This is a genomic window from Pradoshia sp., from assembly GCF_051873915.1.
In the GTDB taxonomy this organism is placed as follows: domain Bacteria; phylum Bacillota; class Bacilli; order Bacillales; family Pradoshiaceae; genus Pradoshia.
On the sequence record NZ_JBJEFJ010000086.1, the window covers coordinates 10,433 to 26,960 of the forward strand.

13 protein-coding genes are annotated in these 16,528 nt (G+C 42.2%); 11 read left to right on the forward strand and 2 right to left on the reverse strand.

Going from position 1 to position 16,528, the window contains the following annotated elements; translation table 11 throughout:
- Positions 1 to 160 precede the first annotated feature (160 nt).
- From ACI35L_RS07985 to ACI35L_RS08010, 6 genes are all read left to right on the forward strand, one after another.
- On the forward strand, positions 161 to 1,666 hold the full coding sequence (locus tag ACI35L_RS07985; RefSeq protein ID WP_439802624.1) for an ABC transporter permease: 1,506 nt from the start codon (positions 161 to 163) through the stop codon (positions 1,664 to 1,666).
- Positions 1,667 to 1,679: 13 nt separating this feature from the next.
- The gene (locus ACI35L_RS07990; RefSeq protein ID WP_439802625.1) at positions 1,680 to 2,375 is read left to right on the forward strand and encodes an ABC transporter ATP-binding protein; all 696 of its coding nucleotides are present in this window, start codon (positions 1,680 to 1,682) and stop codon (positions 2,373 to 2,375) included.
- Positions 2,376 to 2,452: 77 nt separating this feature from the next.
- Positions 2,453 to 3,142, forward strand: coding sequence for a response regulator transcription factor (locus ACI35L_RS07995; RefSeq protein WP_049669602.1), 690 nt, complete (start codon positions 2,453 to 2,455; stop codon positions 3,140 to 3,142).
- On the forward strand, positions 3,123 to 4,622 hold the full coding sequence (locus ACI35L_RS08000; protein ID WP_439802626.1) for an ATP-binding protein: 1,500 nt from the start codon (positions 3,123 to 3,125) through the stop codon (positions 4,620 to 4,622). The genes ACI35L_RS07995 and ACI35L_RS08000 overlap by 20 nt, the downstream gene beginning before the upstream one ends.
- A 226-nt stretch (positions 4,623 to 4,848) precedes the next feature.
- Complete coding sequence (locus ACI35L_RS08005) at positions 4,849 to 6,315, forward strand: S1C family serine protease (RefSeq protein ID WP_439802627.1); 1,467 nt, start codon at positions 4,849 to 4,851, stop codon at positions 6,313 to 6,315.
- Positions 6,316 to 6,859: 544 nt separating this feature from the next.
- Positions 6,860 to 8,116 (forward strand): ATP-binding protein, encoded by a 1,257-nt coding sequence (locus tag ACI35L_RS08010; RefSeq protein ID WP_439802628.1) that lies wholly within the window; start codon positions 6,860 to 6,862, stop codon positions 8,114 to 8,116.
- A 59-nt stretch (positions 8,117 to 8,175) separates the two neighbouring features.
- Here the strand turns inward: ACI35L_RS08010 and helD are convergent, their stop codons facing one another.
- Positions 8,176 to 10,521, reverse strand: coding sequence for an RNA polymerase recycling motor HelD (helD, locus tag ACI35L_RS08015; protein ID WP_439802629.1), 2,346 nt, complete (start codon positions 10,519 to 10,521; stop codon positions 8,176 to 8,178).
- A gap of 158 nt (positions 10,522 to 10,679) precedes the next feature.
- Between helD and ACI35L_RS08020 the strand changes: the two genes are divergently transcribed.
- Positions 10,680 to 11,198 (forward strand): acyl-CoA thioesterase, encoded by a 519-nt coding sequence (locus ACI35L_RS08020; RefSeq protein ID WP_439802630.1) that lies wholly within the window; start codon positions 10,680 to 10,682, stop codon positions 11,196 to 11,198.
- Positions 11,199 to 11,272: 74 nt separating this feature from the next.
- On the opposite strand, the gene ACI35L_RS08025 is transcribed toward ACI35L_RS08020, so the two are convergent.
- Positions 11,273 to 12,121 (reverse strand): MBL fold metallo-hydrolase, encoded by an 849-nt coding sequence (locus tag ACI35L_RS08025; protein ID WP_049669606.1) that lies wholly within the window; start codon positions 12,119 to 12,121, stop codon positions 11,273 to 11,275.
- 250 nt (positions 12,122 to 12,371) lie between these two features.
- On the opposite strand from ACI35L_RS08025, the gene rodA reads away from it, so the two are divergent.
- From rodA to ACI35L_RS08045, 4 genes are all read left to right on the forward strand, one after another.
- Positions 12,372 to 13,547, forward strand: a complete 1,176-nt coding sequence (rodA, locus tag ACI35L_RS08030; protein WP_049669607.1) for a rod shape-determining protein RodA — start codon at positions 12,372 to 12,374, stop codon at positions 13,545 to 13,547.
- 159 nt (positions 13,548 to 13,706) lie between these two features.
- Positions 13,707 to 14,834: a diguanylate cyclase domain-containing protein gene (locus tag ACI35L_RS08035; protein WP_439802631.1), complete on the forward strand. Its 1,128-nt coding sequence runs from the start codon at positions 13,707 to 13,709 to the stop codon at positions 14,832 to 14,834.
- A 229-nt stretch (positions 14,835 to 15,063) separates the two neighbouring features.
- Positions 15,064 to 15,753 carry a Crp/Fnr family transcriptional regulator gene (locus tag ACI35L_RS08040; RefSeq protein WP_197089895.1) on the forward strand — a complete coding sequence of 230 codons (690 nt, stop codon included), beginning with the start codon at positions 15,064 to 15,066 and terminating at the stop codon, positions 15,751 to 15,753.
- A gap of 85 nt (positions 15,754 to 15,838) precedes the next feature.
- Positions 15,839 to 16,462, forward strand: coding sequence for a hypothetical protein (locus ACI35L_RS08045; protein WP_439802632.1), 624 nt, complete (start codon positions 15,839 to 15,841; stop codon positions 16,460 to 16,462).
- Positions 16,463 to 16,528: the final 66 nt, after the last annotated feature.

The following is a 16,528-nucleotide window of genomic DNA, read 5'->3' on the forward strand; positions in this document are numbered from 1 at the left end:
AACAGAGCCTTTCGTTCAAATGATAGGTCTGTGCATCCTTTCAAGGGCGACTAAACAGAAAAAATTTCACGTCCGACATTTAATTGACACAATTCCGTTTTAAAGTGATAGACAGGTTAGTTACATAACTGACGTTAGATAGAGAGGACGGAGAAGAAGGATGAACTTTATCAAACGAGCATTCTTGAGCGTAAAGGCCAAGAAGGGCAAAAGCATATTACAGTTATTTGTCTTTACGGTCATTTGCGTTTTGGTATTGAGCGGGTTATCTATTCAGAGTGCGGCAGAGAAATCAGCAGAGCTTGCTAAACAGCAGCTTGGCGGGACCGTCACACTGAGCTATGACCAAGAGAAAATGATGCAGGAGCAGCGTGAAGCAAGGGAAAGTGCTGGTTCAGAGGAAGACCGTGAGTCATTTCGTTTTGCTCAAACGCCTGTAGAGGTAGAGGATGCGGAGAAATTAACGACCTTATCCCAATTAAGCGGCTATAATTTCACTTCTCGCACACAGGCAGCGGCCAGCAGCTTTGACCCTATTGAAACATCATCAAGTGCCAGTTCGAGTAATTCGAATCCAATGGGTGGAAAAATGCCTGATAACGGCATGAGCGATGCAGATGTTACCCTGCAAGGGGTTGTTTTCACAGATGCAACAAGTGATTTCATGGATGGAAATGCAGAAATGACAGAGGGAACGCATATTTCTGATGAGCATATTGGTAAAAATGTCGCCATCATTGAGGAAACATTAGCAGAGGAAAATGATTTATCTGTCGGTGATACCATTGAAGTTGCCTCTACAAGCGATGAAGATACAACAGTAAAAGTCGAGATTATCGGAATCTACAAAACGACTTCCACATCGACTGATTCGATGGGGATGAGTTTTACTTCCATGAACCCATACAATAAAATCTATGTTCCTTATACAGTAGCCAATGAAATGAAAGGCGAAGATTATGAGGGCACAATTGATAGCGCTACATATTACATGGCAGATCCTGCTGATACAGATTCCTTCATTGAGGATGCAAAGGCAATGGATGTCATTGATTTCGATACATTTAAGCTGGATGCAAATGATGACCTTTATCAGCAAATGGTAGAGCCAATCAATAATGTCGCCTCATTTTCAAAAAACATTGTATATTTAGTGACCATTGCAGGTGCAATTATTCTTGGATTAATTGTGATGCTTGGCATTCGGGAACGAAAATATGAAATGGGTGTCCTTCTTGCCATTGGTGAGAAAAAGAGCAAGTTAATTGGACAATTTATCGTCGAGATTCTTATTGTTGCGATCTTTGCGATTGGGATAGCCTCCCTGACAGGTAATTTAGTGGCTGATAAGATTGGTGACCAGCTTCTATCACAACAAGAGGAAGCTTCAGCAAGTTCTAGTGCAGATACGAATCAGTTTGGCGGCAAAGGAATGCAAATGGGCGGCGGAGGCATGGGTGCTCCAGGCGGTTTCGGTGGTCCTGGCGGACAAGCTGGTGCAGCTGACGCAGAGGCGGCAACGGTTGACTTAGATGTTCAAGTGACGCCATCCGATCTCGCTAAACTGACGGGAATTGGTTTGTTGATTGCGGTCATCGCAACATTAATTCCATCATTATCTGTATTTAGACTGCAGCCGAAAGCGATTCTTTCAAGACAGGATTAAGGAGGAGAAATGAATGACGAATTTACTGGAATTTAAGGATGTAAGTTATTGGTATAAGTTTGAGAATAAGAGGCAAGACATACTAAAGAAAATTAATGTATCCTTTAATAAAGGCCTTTTCTATACCATTGTCGGTCCTTCCGGGTCTGGGAAGACAACCTTCCTGGCATTAGCGAGTGCGCTGGATATGCCGAAGGATGGGGAAGTGCTGTATGAAGGAAAGAATATCAAAAAAATCGGTTATTCCAAATTTCGAAATAAATATGTTTCTATTGTCTTCCAGGCATACAATCTGCTCCCTTATATGACGGCCCTGCAAAATATCACGACCGCTATGGAAATAACGGGAACTAAGGTGGATAATCGCAAGGCCTATGCACTGGAAATGCTTCAGAAGGTCGGGATCGATGAGAAGCAGGCTCATCAGCGTGTGCTTACCTTGAGCGGCGGCCAGCAGCAGCGTGTATCAATTGCGCGGGCTCTGTGCTGCCAATCGGAATTGATTGTGGCCGATGAGCCAACAGGAAACCTGGATGAGGACACAGCGAAGGAAATCATCGACTTATTCCTTGATCTGGCTCATAAAGAAGGAAAATGTGTCATTGTTGTAACGCATGATACTAATCTGGCCAAGATTTCGGATGTGAATATTCGCTTATCAAAAGGTGAAATCACGATTTCAAATAAGGAAGAACCCGTAATGGTGTAAAATAAGAGTAAAACAAAAATCTCCGGACATTTCGGGGATTTTTGTCCTATTCGTTTTTAGCGGGAGAGTGTTGCAGCATGCATAAAATCTTGATTGTTGAAGATGAGATCGCAATCAGCCAAGTGTTAAAGGCATATTTGAAAAAAGCGGGCTATGAGACGAAACAAGTTTATACAGGTGAAGAGGCAATCGATGAATTCCACGAGTATAAGCCGGATTTGGTGCTGCTCGATGTGATGCTTCCTGGTAAAAGCGGCTGGGATATCTTGAAGGAGATCCGCATAGAAAGCACATGCCCGGTGATTATGCTGACAGCCCTTGGTGATGTGAACTACCGGCTCACAGGCTTGAATGATGGAGCAGATGATTATATTACGAAGCCGTTTGTCGGTGATGAGGTTGTCGCAAGGGTACAGGCTGTACTTAGAAGGTCAGTGCAGGTCATTGATGATAAAGAACGGAAGCAATTTGGTTCATTAACCATCAATATGAAGGCTCATTCGGTCACTTTGCATGGTATTGAATTGGATTTGACTCCACGTGATCTCGCACTGCTCATTTTTTTGAGTCAGCATCCCAATCAATTATTCACACGGGACCAGTTGATTGAACATGTATGGGGTCTGGATTATGATGGCAGTGACCGGGCAGTTGATTTATCCATTAAGAGATTGAGAAAAGCCTTGAAAAATTGGCCTAGTACAGAAGGAGAAATTAAAACTTTGCGGGGATTGGGGTATCAGTTAAGTGTCTTCGATAAAAAATAAACTTCAGACTAAAATCACCCATCTCACCTATGCATGGAAAAATAAGTGGGCTAAGGAGCAGGAGGAACAAAAAAGGATCAGCCTCCTGCGCTATTGGACAATACGCTATCTCGTTACGCTTGTGATTGGCTTGGCGGTGATTGGCTTCGTCACGGGAATTATCATCCGGCAATCTACTTTAAATAAAAACCTTGAGATTGATCAATATTTGGCGGAGGAAGTGGCTGCGCGAATGCTTGATCAAATAGTTGGGACCGATATACCGACCGATGGAAATGATGAATTATTTTATAATCGGAAAAAATTACTTGAAACAAGCGGTAGTCCATCCATTTATATCGTCGACCCGTCCGGTACGATTCTTATGGAGAACCGCTCAGAGAATCATTTAAGGATTTCATCCTTTTCGGAGAAGTTAATTTCGAGCGAGGATGAGGTAAGAAAATTAAACAATATTGGCGGGAGAGATTATTATCTCATCAAACGACCGATTACCTTGAATAATTCCGTTCTTGGCTGGGTCGTAGTCATCCAGTCGGAGGCAGAGCTGACTGCTGTCGACCAGGAATACAAGTTGCTCTTTCTGATGATTCTCAGTGCAGCAATGCTTGGCTGGGCAGCGATATACTTCCTGTCTAAACGTCTGCTTAAGCCGATTGAGAATGTAGCAAAGGCAGCAAAGGAAGTCGAAGCAGGTAATTACGATGTTGAGCTGAATGAAAGGGTACGAGAACAAGAGGTGTATGATCTAGTTCATTCATTTAAAGAAATGGCCCTTAAGCTTGAACAGCTGGAATCCATTAGGGCTGAGCTGCTTGCCGGGGTGACGCATGAATTGAAAACCCCTGTCACCTCTATCAGCGGCCTCCTGCAGGCAGTGAACGATAAGGTTGTTACAGGAGAAGAAGCAAAGGAGTTTCTTGCTATTTCCTTGCAGGAGACGAATCGTCTGCAGAAGATGGTCGGGGATTTGCTTGATTTCAATTCTTTTGCGGCAAACGCCATTCCAGTGAATAAAAAACCATGCTTCATTGGAGAAAGCGTGAAAGAGATGGTCTATCAATGGAGCATTATTCAAGATAATTCTGATATAGAGGTTGCCATCGATAAGCCTGAGGAAGACTTCGAAGTGTATACTGATACGCTTCGTCTCCAGCAAATTCTCATTAACCTGCTTAATAATGCAAAGCAGGCTATTCAGGGGGATGGAAAAATCACGATCACCATTCACCCGACGGATGGTGAATGGCTGGCGATTGATGTTCAGGATAATGGCACAGGAATCCCTGATGCTGAGCAGGATTTGATTTTCGAGCGTTTCTACCGCGGTGAAGAAAAGAAATATAAGGTAAGAGGCTTGGGGCTCGGCCTGCCTTTCAGCAAGATGCTGGCAAGAGCCATGGGAGGCGACCTAAAGCTTTTAAAAAGCAACGGGGAAGGGACGACCTTTACCATCAATCTTCCTTACAGGGATGAATAAAGAGGCGGAAGCTGGCGGAGACCATCGCCAGCTTTTCCATTTATTAAAGGAAACACAAGAATAGACTTCCATTTATAATAAAGGTATCATTTTATAAAAATATTACACGCTGACATACCTCTGACACAAAGTGTGGGTATAGTAGGTAATGTAGTCAGGAAACTATTATTTTAACGTAATCATTAATTCATATACTTTCAGCATAATAGGTAAGGAGAGGAATTAGATGGATTTCACTAACCGAAATGAACGTGATGAATGGGAAGAAACAAAGCGAAATGATGAAGAAACGATAAATGAAACAACAGAAGCTGAGCCAACGAGCCGTTCTATTGATCCGACCTATGTATCCTATCAGGGATATCATGAGCTTGATTCCAGCCAAATTGGCAAAGGGCCATACGATCATGCAGCTGAGGAATCAATTGAGCCTGTTATTAGCAACGAACAACCGGACAAACAAGAGCCTCATGAAAGCCAGTCATCGAAAAGCAGAAAAAGATGGCTTACACCTGTGATTACAGCCATTCTTGGAGGAGCGATTGTCCTTGGCTCTGGTTCTTATTTTGGATTTGTTGATTTAACCGGATTCCTGCCTGGCAGCGGAGATGGAACCGTAGAATCAGTTGAAACTGCCGTTGCCCAAGTTGATGATAAGGATGGGCTGCAAATTGATGAGACAGCCATTTCCACAAGTGACACAATTAAGATGATCGAAGAAGTATCCCCTGCTGTTGTGGGGGTCGTCAATATCCAGAAAATGAGCACAGAAAACTACTATAACTATGGATTACCGACCACTGAAGGGGAGAGCTCAGACAAGGAAGAAAGCGGAACTGGTTCAGGTGTCATCTTTAAGAAGGAAGGCGATTATGCCTATATTGTTACGAATAATCACGTAATTGAAGATGCTGATACCATTGAAGTATATTTAGCTAATGAAACAAAAGTGGAAGCTAAGCTTGTTGGTACAGATGCGCTGACAGACCTTGCCGTCTTGCAAATCAGCAGTAAGAATGTCACGAAGGTAGCAGAATTCGGGGATTCCGATAAATTGAGTGTCGGACAGGAAGTGCTTGCTATCGGAAATCCGCTTGGCTTAGATTTCTCTGGTTCAGTGACACAAGGAATTATCAGCGGCCTGCAGCGTACAGTGACTGTTTCTACATCAGCTGGTGAATGGGATATGGATGTTATCCAGACGGATGCTGCCATCAACCCAGGGAACAGCGGAGGAGCACTTGTGAACTCAAGCGGTCAGGTCATTGGAATCAACAGTATGAAAATCTCCTCGGAAGATGTAGAAGGGATTGGATTTGCCATCCCAACTCAAGAGGTCAAAACAATTGTGAATGATCTGCTTGCTGACGGATCCGTCCAACGCGCTTATGTGGGCGTAGGCTTGCAGTCTATTGCAGAGATTCCGCAATACGTACTGGAGCGTCAGCTTAACCTTCCAGCTGACGTGTCAGAAGGGCTGGTGGTTACGCAAGTTGAAGCTGGGTCACCTGCTGATAAAGCTGGCATCGCAACATATGATGTGATCGTCTCAGTCGATGATACAGAGGTTTCGACTCTCAGTGAGTTCAGAAAATACCTATACAGCCATACAAAGAGCGGGGATACCGTAAAAATCAAACTATACCGTGATGGAGCGGAAAAAACCGTATCCGTAACGGTAACAGAGCAATAACATAACCCTTTGTGAATAATTGTTGCTATCTTTCCCCCTAGGATAGTAAACGTTATTTGAATAGAGAAGATTTCGCTAAAGAAGCTTGATAGACTCAAGTTTCTTTAGGCTATTCAGACAGATTCGTCAGAATCTGTCTTTCTTTATGCCTGTATTTCCTTAAGATGAGCTAGAAAGTATAGATTATTTAAATATAGTTAAAGTTGGATAGGTGCATGGACAGTTCATTTCGTGATCCCTTAGCATTATCCAAAATGATAAGGAATATCTCCGAAGTTAAGATGGGATTCGACAGGAGATAGGACATTCATATTTACTGATGATCATGATAATCAATAGAAAAAAGTAACAACGGTTTTATGGTGAAGAAATATAGGGGAATAAATGATAAAAAGGGGAAAAAAGACGGATAGACTCGAATATTTGGAGTTACAAAATATATTACTGTAAGAATATTTAGAAAAAAATGTCATTTTACATTTACATTGCATTTATTTTCCACTAAACTTCATTATAAGCCAACCTATTCAAAAGGGAGAAAAATATGATCAATGACCTTGTTGAAAGTTTCATCATCAACTTGTTTATCATCTTGATCTGCGTACAAATTAATTATTTTTGGCAGGTAAAAAGGGAAACGGACGAAAATAACAACTATTTGGCCTTATTTATCGCGCTTGCTGGCAGCCTCCTCATCAATAGGCTATTTTTTGTTTCTGAAATAAATTCATCCCTCTCCCTGCATATCGGGGATCTGGTTGTGATTATCGGAGTACTGTATGGTCGTGCCTGGATAGGAACCATGCTGTTTATTCTTTTAACTGTCATGTCGACATTGATCCATCCTTTGCAAGGACTTTATACCATCATGACGAGTTTGCCGCCTTTGTTAATCTCACTCTATTTACGAAAAATCTATATTAAGATTCCAATAAAAAAGAAATATACGCAAGCCTTTTTAATTGCGCTGATTTCCTCCATTATCAGTATGTCCTTGGCGAACGGCCTTTTCTCCAATAGGTGGACATGGCTCGACAGCATTCTCTATATGCTTGTCTATATAGGAGGACTTCTCGGCTTAGTGTATTATATGGAGAATTTAAAGAGGAGCAGAATGCTGAAGCGGGAGATCATCAACACGGAGAAACTTCAGGCTGTCAGTCATTTGGCCGCATCAATCTCTCATGAAGTTCGCAACCCTTTAACAGCAACAAAGGGGTTTTTGCAATTATTAAAGAGTGATGATAACCTGCCGGCAGAGAAGAAGCAGCAATTTATTGATATAGCCATATCTGAATTGAATCGGGCAGAGAATATCATCAATGATTATCTTGCCTTTGCAAAGCCTTCTATGGAACTGCAGGAAACCATTGAAATCCAATCTGAGATTCTCAAGGTGATTGAAATTGTGAAGCCGCTTGCGAATATGAATGCGGTCTTTATTCAATGTCATGTACCTGTGTTTTACGTGAATGGAGAAAAGCATTTATTCCAGCAATGCTTCGTTAATCTCGTAAAGAATGCAATTGAATCCATGCAGGAGGGCGGTGTCCTGATTTTGAAGGCAGAGCCAATCAAGAAAGGAATTAATATTACCATATCTGATACAGGAATCGGGATGAATGATGAACAGATCAGCCGGCTTGGTGAGCCTTATTTTTCTACTAAAGGTGTCAAGGGTACGGGCTTAGGGATGGTAGCTGTCTATCGGATTGTGAAGTCCATGCATGGCTCGATACGGGTCAAGAGCAAGCCGAAGGAAGGCACAACATTCACCATCTACTTGCCTGGTCATCCATAAGAAGGTAAGAATAAATCCCCTCGCAGCCAATGTGCGAGGGGATTTTGTATGTCATTTGGTCATCTTAATTCATATAAGTTATTAGGAACATCTTTGATAAATGGACTTGGCTCTCCGCATGAAAGAAGGTGGAGCTCATGCATCGCACGCGTACAGGCTGTATAGAATAAGTTCCGTTCTTGTTCACGATAGTATTGATCCTTCGATGCATTAAAGATAATAACTGCATCGAATTCAATCCCTTTTGCCAAATAGGCTGGAAGAATGAGAATGCCCTTTGTGAAGCTGTAAATGGATTTGTCCATCAGTTGAACGAATTCAATCCCTTTTAACCTTTCAAAGGCCATATCCGCCTCGTATTGTGTTTTGCATATAATAGCGATGGTTTGGTGTCCAGCCTCCTGCAGGCTCTTTAGCAGCTGAGTGATCAGCTTAAAGGATGCATCAATGTCGGTTCGTTGATAGAGGACAGGAAGCATTCCATTTCGATTGAAGGGCTGAATCTGAATATCACCTAGAATGGCACTGGTGAAGTCAATGATTTGGCGTGTGGAACGATAGCTCTTCAATAAGATAATTCTTTCCGTTTCGTCGGCTGGGTAAAGTTCCTCTGACAGCAGTGTCGGTGCTCCGTAGGAATGGGCGTAAATGGCTTGATTCATATCTCCTAATATCGTCATGCGCCCATTTGGAAAGAGCCGTTGAATGACTTCGAGCTGGAAGGCAGAGTAATCTTGTGCTTCATCAATGAAAAGGTAGCGAATCAGTCTGTTTGTTCTCACCCCTTCAAGCTCTTCTTTAAAGTATAGATACGGAGCAGCATCTTCATATGGAAGGCGATTTTGACCTGTTTCCTTAAGGGTAATTCCGCCAATCTCTCCCCAGCTGGCTGGAATAGAAGCTTCCATTTTCAGCTGCTCAGCGATATTTTCCTGAAACAAGTCTTTGTACATCTTCTTGACATTCAAGAAACGGAATTGCTTAACGGCTATTCGAATCGGCTTGAAGTATTTATGGGTAACCTTTTTGGCCAGCTCTTGCTGTTCCCTGTCAAAATCATCAAATGTCTCCTCTGTATAGGATTTCCTTTTGCGCAAAAACTGGAAGGTTTTGGTGTAGTCTGCTGTATCCAGAAGCTCAATCTCCTCCTCTACCCATTCGGAACGGCGCTCCAATTTTTCGATTTTGTACAGTTCCTTTAGAAGCCAGTCCTTTACAAACTCTAGGCGGTTCTGGATGGAGAGCGATGAATCAAGGGAATAAAAATAGTCAGCTATAGCAGAAGACGTTATCAGTGTCTTCTTACGCAAATTGATATTTCTGAACTGAAGCCCGGCATGGCTGAGAGATTGGATATATTGGTCAAGCAGTGCCTTAAATTCCAGTGTATTTTTGTAGCGGATGGCTTCAAGTCTAGCCTCGTAGAAATCATCATCTTCCTCATGCAGGACGTATTCCATTTGCTCAAACGGGTCGCTGACTTCATAGTCGTCCCCAATCATTTTCGCCATGTAATCAAAGAAGGTAACCTGCTGCATATTGTCTTCTCCGAGTGATGGAAGAACAGTGGCTGTGTAGCTGCTAAATAGCGGGTTAGGGGAAAAGAGCAGGATATTATCAGCCTTAATCTCATGAACATGCCGGTATAGAAGGAAGGCAACCCTTTGCAGGGCGGCGGACGTCTTGCCGCTGCCGGCTGCCCCTTGAACGACAAGGTAGCGCTTTTTGTCATTTCGAATCAACGTATTTTGTTCCTTTTGGATGGTGGCAACGATATTCTTCATCTGGCTATCTGCATTTTTGCCAAGCACTTCCTTCAGAATTTCATCCCCAATTGTAATGCCTGTATCGAACATGCTTTTCAGCTGTCCACCCTTAATAATGTATTGCCTTTTCTGCTCCATTTCTCCTTTGATGATGCCGCCAGGTGTTTCATACTGAGCAGGTCCGGGCGAATAGTCATAATAAATGCTTGAGATTGGTGCCCGCCAGTCATAAATAAGGAAATTCTCCTTCGCATCATCCATCAATGATGAAATGCCGAGATAGACAATATCAGTGATTGCTTCTCCTTCTTCGTGAAAATCAACACGTCCAAAATAAGGAGAATCCTTGAGGAGATTCAATGTCTTCAGCTGTCTGCTCATATGGCCGTGTGCCCGTTCACGTTCGGACAAGAGCTCTGCCTGCTGGCGGATACTCGCCAGTGTTTCCACAGCGTCCTCCGGGTCGTCAATATTAACGGTTACGTCGTCCCAGAAGGTTTGGCGGATCTCTGTTACATCCTGTCTGACTCCGCCCTGTGAATTTCTCACAGACTCAGCTCTTTTCTCTATTAAGGAAACGATGTCTGCTAATCTGGCTTTTTCAGCCTGCAGCGCTTCGTTTAAATCAGCTTTGTTCATATGGGACCCCTCCAGAAATATAAAATAAACATGAAACCATATTTCACAGTAATCACCGTTATTTGATTCGTATTTTATAGTTTGTTAAAATTAAATATTGTTATTCAAATCCTGCCAATGACTGGCATTTGGTTTTCTAGAAAGAAGGTAAGAGGATAATGGAAACAAAAACGTGTAATGAATCCAGAGTAGTAAAAACAAGCCGAATCTTTCCGAGTGATGTAAATGATCATAACACATTATTTGGCGGAAAACTTATGAGTGATATTGATATGACAGCTTCTATCTCGGCGACGCGGCATTGTCGGAACGCTGTTGTAACGGCTTCTACCGACTCTGTCGATTTCTTAGCTCCTATCTCTCCGGAGGATTCTGTCTGCTTGGAGTCCTATGTGAGCTGGACAGGGAATAGTTCCATGGAAGTGTTCGTTAAGGTCACTGCCGAGCATTTAATGACAGGTGAACGCAAAATAGCTGCCACAGCCTTCTTGACATTTGTTGCGATGGATGAGAGCGGAAAGCCGACACGAGTGCCAAAAGTCATTCCGGAAACGGAAGAAGAAAAGAAATTGAACGAAACTGCAGCCTTTAGAGCAGCTAAACGGAAGGAACACCGTAAGCAAAGTAAAGAACTCGCAGAATTCTTTAATACTAATCGTCCTTGGGAACGCTCATAATTCCTGCAGCAAGCAGGGTTAACAAGAAAGGAACCATCCTGGTGAAGCATTCGGGAGTGGTTCCTTTTCTTTATTCATGTTTCTTCATATATACGCTTCTGGGGCTTGGCTATTTCATCAAAATGTACAGCAAGTTCATCCAGCTTATGTGATAAATATTCTTCTAACAACGGCAGCCCATGGCCAGTGACAGCATATTTAGGTTTCAAGTCATTCAGTCTTCGGACGGATTCACGAGCAGCTTCCCAGTCAGTAGTGAAGTAGGCTGGCGGCCCGCTGATCTCCTGCTTCTGCGTAAGAACCTTATATAAGGATTCTTGTTTAACTCCAACGAAAGCATCCCCGGCAATCAGGAAGCAATCTTCTTCACGGAAGAGAGAGACGTGGCCAGGTGTATGACCGGGTGTGTGTAGCCATTGCCAGCCGGGCATATAAGGAACGGTTCCGTCGTCTGGCAATGGCTGTACCTTATTGCCTATGTCAATACCATGATTCGGGAAGAAACGGGCGATGTCTGGTACAAGTCCGCCGGCAGCCTTTGTATTCGGTTCAGGGTAATTGCGCTGTCCGGTTAAGTAGGGAAGCTCCAGTTTGTGTGCATAAACGGGGATATCCCATTTCTCAAGCAAGGCCTCGAGTGCCCCGACATGATCGAAGTGCCCGTGTGTCAGAATAATGGCCTTCGGCTTGCTGCCTTCGCCGAAGCGTTTTTCGACAGCTTCGATAATCTCATCATCGGCCTTGGGCATTCCTGCGTCCACTAACACGAAGTCCTCTTGGTTCGGCTGGCCGACTAATATAACATTCACAATCTGGGTGTTCAGTACATAAATATCTTCCTTGACTTCAATCCCCATTCCGCTGGTCATGGAGGTTAAAGGAATATATGTATGCTGGAATGTTTGTTTCGATTTTCGTTCCATGACATACTCCTCCTTCTTTCTTCGCTTTTTTCTCTTTACCCTCTTTATTTTTCTTAATAACGGGAAATCTGAAACTGGTACAAAATGGTGTGCAAAAAAGAAATGGATGCTCATTGGTATCAAAAAGTGTATAATATTAACTTTAGGTTATAAAATTGGCTGATATCCTTTAAGTTGTGATTTTAGCCTGTTCAAGTATAATAAGGGGTATGGCTTTACCTTAACTTTAGGATGAATATGGTGGGTTTACATGTCTAACAATAATAATCGAAATTTCACGTCTAAGATCGATTACGGTCTTTTGTTCATCATTTTCCTTCTATTTGTCACGAGCTGTCTGGCCATATATAGTGCCCAGACAACCGGTCAGTATGGGGAAAACTTTGTCGTAAAACAAATCATGTGGTACGTGGTCGGATTGACAATTGCCTTTTTAATTATGACATTGGATGCGGATCAGCTGAAGAAGATGTCATGGTATTTATATGGCTTTGGTCTCCTTCTCTTACTCGGACTTATTGTAGCTCCAGAAACCTTGGCACCGATTCGAAATGGGGCAAAGAGCTGGTATCAATTCCCAGGGGTGGGTTCTATCCAGCCTTCGGAGATGATGAAGGTATTTTTGATTATGGCCTTGTCAGCCCTTATACAAAACCATCATGCAAAGCACCGTATCAGGACTTTGCAGACGGATTTTATACTGCTGATGAAGATAGGATTAACGACAGGAGCACCATTATTGCTCGTCATGCAGCAGCCTGACCTTGGAACCTCACTCGTTATGATTGCCATCATGATTGGAATGATATTCGTATCAGGGATAACATGGAAGATGCTCGTGCCGATGTTCGGGGGAGGCTTCCTGCTGGTTGGCGTGATTTTTTATCTCGTTGTCTGGCATCCAGATATTATGGAGAAATACTTCCACGTGAAACAATACCAATTTGGCCGGATTTATGCGTGGCTGGATCCGTACAATTATACCTCCTCAGAGGGGTATCAATTAATTAAATCCTTACTGGCCATTGGGTCAGGAACGACCTCGGGCAAAGGATTTGGGAACCGTGAAGTGTACCTGCCGGAGGGGCATACAGACTTTATCTTTGCTGTCATTGGCGAGGAATATGGCTTCCTTGGTGCAAGCATTGTGATTATTCTTTACTTTATGCTTGTCTATAATATGACTAAAATCGGACTTGAAACGAAGAATGAATATAATACGTATATTTGCGTCGGTGTCATTTGCATGCTGACCTTCCACGTGTTCGAGAATATTGGAATGACGATCGGCTTATTGCCAATCACTGGTATTCCATTGCCATTCTTAAGCTATGGGGGGAGTTCACTCCTTGGTAATATGATGGCACTAGGACTGATTTTCAGCATCCGATATCACCATAAGAAATATATGTTTTCAACTTCATGAAGAAAAGGAGGGATTCATCCCTTCTTTTTTCTTTGTAGGACAATATGAAAAAATGGTAGAAATATACTGTGAACTAACCTATGATAAATAGAAAGATAAAAAGAATACAGGCCTAATGTAGAAAATGATAAATACGAGGGAAAGTTTTGGTGGCCAAATATGAAGCGAAAGATAGTAGAGATGATGGAAGAGCAATGGAGGAAGATTTTTCTGTACATAATTATGCTATTATTCTTTTTCAGCATTCTTCAAATGGCAGCGCTTTACCACTGGACAGAGTCTGTCCTTTATGTGCATTGGCTGCCGACACTTATACTTGTATTACTTCTTATTGCTCTGCTCTGTACCGCCATTTTCTCAGGAGGATGGAAAAGCTCAGTGGAAAAAGAGGATTGGGCTATTGGTATGAACGAGATTGACTATGGTGTGATTATCTATGACCGGAATGGAAATGTGTGTGAAATGAATGAAGTAGCTCTGGATATTTTGAACATGTTCTCTAAGGAGCAACTAGCATCGCCTTTTCCACTGTTGAACACGGAGTGGGAAATCACAGATGATCAAGGTAAAGGTATTCTCATAGAGGATATGCCGCTCACTGTGACGTTTAATACAAGAAACCATAGTAAGAAAAGAACGATGAGACTATCACATCCATCATTGAACAAGAGTATCTGGATTGAAGCATCTGCTACTCCTGTGCTGAATGGGACAGGAGAGATGGAGAAGGTTTTGGTAGGTTTTCTTGAAATAACTGAACAGAAAGAAAATGTTTTTCGTCTTTTGAAGAAAAATGAAGAGCTTCAGGTATTAGCTCTGACAGACTGTTCATTAAATATGCCCAATTCCAGGTATTTCCGCTCTTATTTGACGGAATTATGGGAATTTTCAAGGAAATCGGGCACACCCGTAACATTGATGATTATTACCTTGGATTTTTCCTTTGAGGCAAGACGGATGATAGATTTTTCCGTAGGAAAGAATCTCTTGAAGGATGCAGCAGAAGTGTTGAGAGTGATTGAGCGATATGGAGGAAAAGCTGTGAAGCTTGACGGCAATCTATTTGGTGTGATCTTATCCGGACTATTTGGCAATGAAGCTATTGATCTTGAAAGGACCCTGCATAAGGAACTTCTTAAATTAGGCGACTACTACAAATTGACTGGAGATCTAGGTGAATTTAATGTAAATATCGGTACATCCTCAATGGTTGCTGTTAGTCAGGCAGGGTGGGAGAGCTTGCTGAATGATGCTTTGAGCCAGCTTAATCAAGCTCGATTTGTATAAATGAATCATCTAAAACATGAATGGTATGTAGGAAACTCTCTACATACCATTTTATTATTTTGATATAATAAATTCAGAGATCATTTAGTACTAATTACTCGTAATACAATAAAGGTAGCAAGGAAGTACAGTTCCGTCTGTCAACAATTGATGGGTATTGCAGAAATGTTTGAAACAAGAATCAGGACAATGAAGCAAGCACAAAAATAGGATGAAGCGGGTGTACATTATGAGCGGTGAAATCATTGATCTTATTAAGGGAAAGGAATTGTTCTCGTCTTTAAGTAAGCAAGATTTAAGTGTATTAGAACCATTTTTATACGAAAGAACACTCAAGAAGGGACAGTATCTTTTTTGGCAGGGAGATCCGAGGCAAAGAATCTATTATTTGCTTGATGGTTATGTCACGCTGGAAAAGTCAAATAAGCAGGGCAGTATGCAATATAATCAATACATAAAGAAGGATACGTTGTTTCCTTATAATGGCTTATTTACGGGAAGCAAGGAATATTGTCATTCTGCTATTGCCGAAACAGATATCCATGTTGTCTACCTGTCTACAGATGTGTTTGAAAGCTTTTTGTCCAAGCATAATCGGCTGCTGCAAAAAGTAATTAAGGAATATGGAAAAATTCTCGAAGGGCAGGAGAAGCGAATACAGCATGGCATTATTCCTAATGCACAGGAGAGGGTGTTAAATTCAATTTCTTATTTAATGATGGACCTTGGAGTAGAGTATCCAGATTATATACGAATTGATTTTCCTTTTACAACTTCTAAGTTATCGGTGCTGTCAGGTACATCAAGAGAAACGGCCAGCCTTGTCATTAATAAATTGAAACGGGAAAAAAAACTAACCATCAAGGAGAAAATGATTTACATACACGAGCCCCAATATTTTGAAAAACTAGTTATATAGGTCTTAAGATACATATTATTTGAAAACACACATATATAACCAGTATTATAGGACTAATAACATTGGCTAGAATGGAAGTGCTACAATGATTAAAGTGTCCTATAATGTATTGGGAGCCGTTGTCTATGTGACTGGTCTGGCTCTTGTACTACAGTTTCCAGGTCAGAAGTCAATGGTCGGAAGCCAGTTGTTTGAAGAGTTCTCATTGCCAACGGAGGGATTTCTGGGTCTCTCTAATATATGGCTGCTGGCTGCCTTTATCCAATTTATTGGCGTATTGCTGCTCGTGAAATGGTTTGCCGAGGAATATCCTGCCCATCGAAGGAAATATCGTTTTATGGAGCCGGCTGTCTTGATATTGGCTGTCATCGTACCGTCTATTGCCTTTAACAACCTTTTCGAAATGGGGGAAGAGGTATATGCGCATTCCGGCCAATCAGGTGCGGAGGCCGTCGTCTATATTCAGGATGAAAGCTCATGCACAGAATTGACGGATAACGGAATGGTGGAATGCTCGATTGTCCTTCGGAATTTCCAGCATCATTCCCAGCATATCAGTCTCGTATTTCCAAAGGAAGCAGGCTTGAAGGCAAAAAAGGTTGAGACGGCTTATTTGCAGCAGCGTGAGAAGAAAGCTGTAAAGGTAACCTTCTCTCCTGAAGATATGGCGGATAAGGGTGAGATACCGACATTTTATATAGAAGGCTAAAGGGGGAGGTCTATGTCCAGTCAAATGGGGATAGGCCTCTTATGCAGTTCAACATGAGAAAGGATG

Coding starts and splice junctions, on each gene's coding strand:
- ACI35L_RS07995 (WP_049669602.1), top strand. CDS start 2,453: ATGCATAAAATCTTGATTGTTGAAGATGAGATCGCAATCAGCCAAGTG.
- ACI35L_RS08010 (WP_439802628.1), top strand. CDS start 6,860: ATGATCAATGACCTTGTTGAAAGTTTCATCATCAACTTGTTTATCATC.
- ACI35L_RS07990 (WP_439802625.1), top strand. CDS start 1,680: ATGACGAATTTACTGGAATTTAAGGATGTAAGTTATTGGTATAAGTTT.
- ACI35L_RS08020 (WP_439802630.1), top strand. CDS start 10,680: ATGGAAACAAAAACGTGTAATGAATCCAGAGTAGTAAAAACAAGCCGA.
- rodA (WP_049669607.1), top strand. CDS start 12,372: ATGTCTAACAATAATAATCGAAATTTCACGTCTAAGATCGATTACGGT.
- ACI35L_RS08005 (WP_439802627.1), top strand. CDS start 4,849: ATGGATTTCACTAACCGAAATGAACGTGATGAATGGGAAGAAACAAAG.
- ACI35L_RS08025 (WP_049669606.1), bottom strand. CDS start 12,121: ATGGAACGAAAATCGAAACAAACATTCCAGCATACATATATTCCTTTA.
- ACI35L_RS08040 (WP_197089895.1), top strand. CDS start 15,064: ATGAGCGGTGAAATCATTGATCTTATTAAGGGAAAGGAATTGTTCTCG.
- ACI35L_RS08045 (WP_439802632.1), top strand. CDS start 15,839: ATGATTAAAGTGTCCTATAATGTATTGGGAGCCGTTGTCTATGTGACT.
- helD (WP_439802629.1), bottom strand. CDS start 10,521: ATGAACAAAGCTGATTTAAACGAAGCGCTGCAGGCTGAAAAAGCCAGA.
- ACI35L_RS08035 (WP_439802631.1), top strand. CDS start 13,707: ATGAAGCGAAAGATAGTAGAGATGATGGAAGAGCAATGGAGGAAGATT.
- ACI35L_RS07985 (WP_439802624.1), top strand. CDS start 161: ATGAACTTTATCAAACGAGCATTCTTGAGCGTAAAGGCCAAGAAGGGC.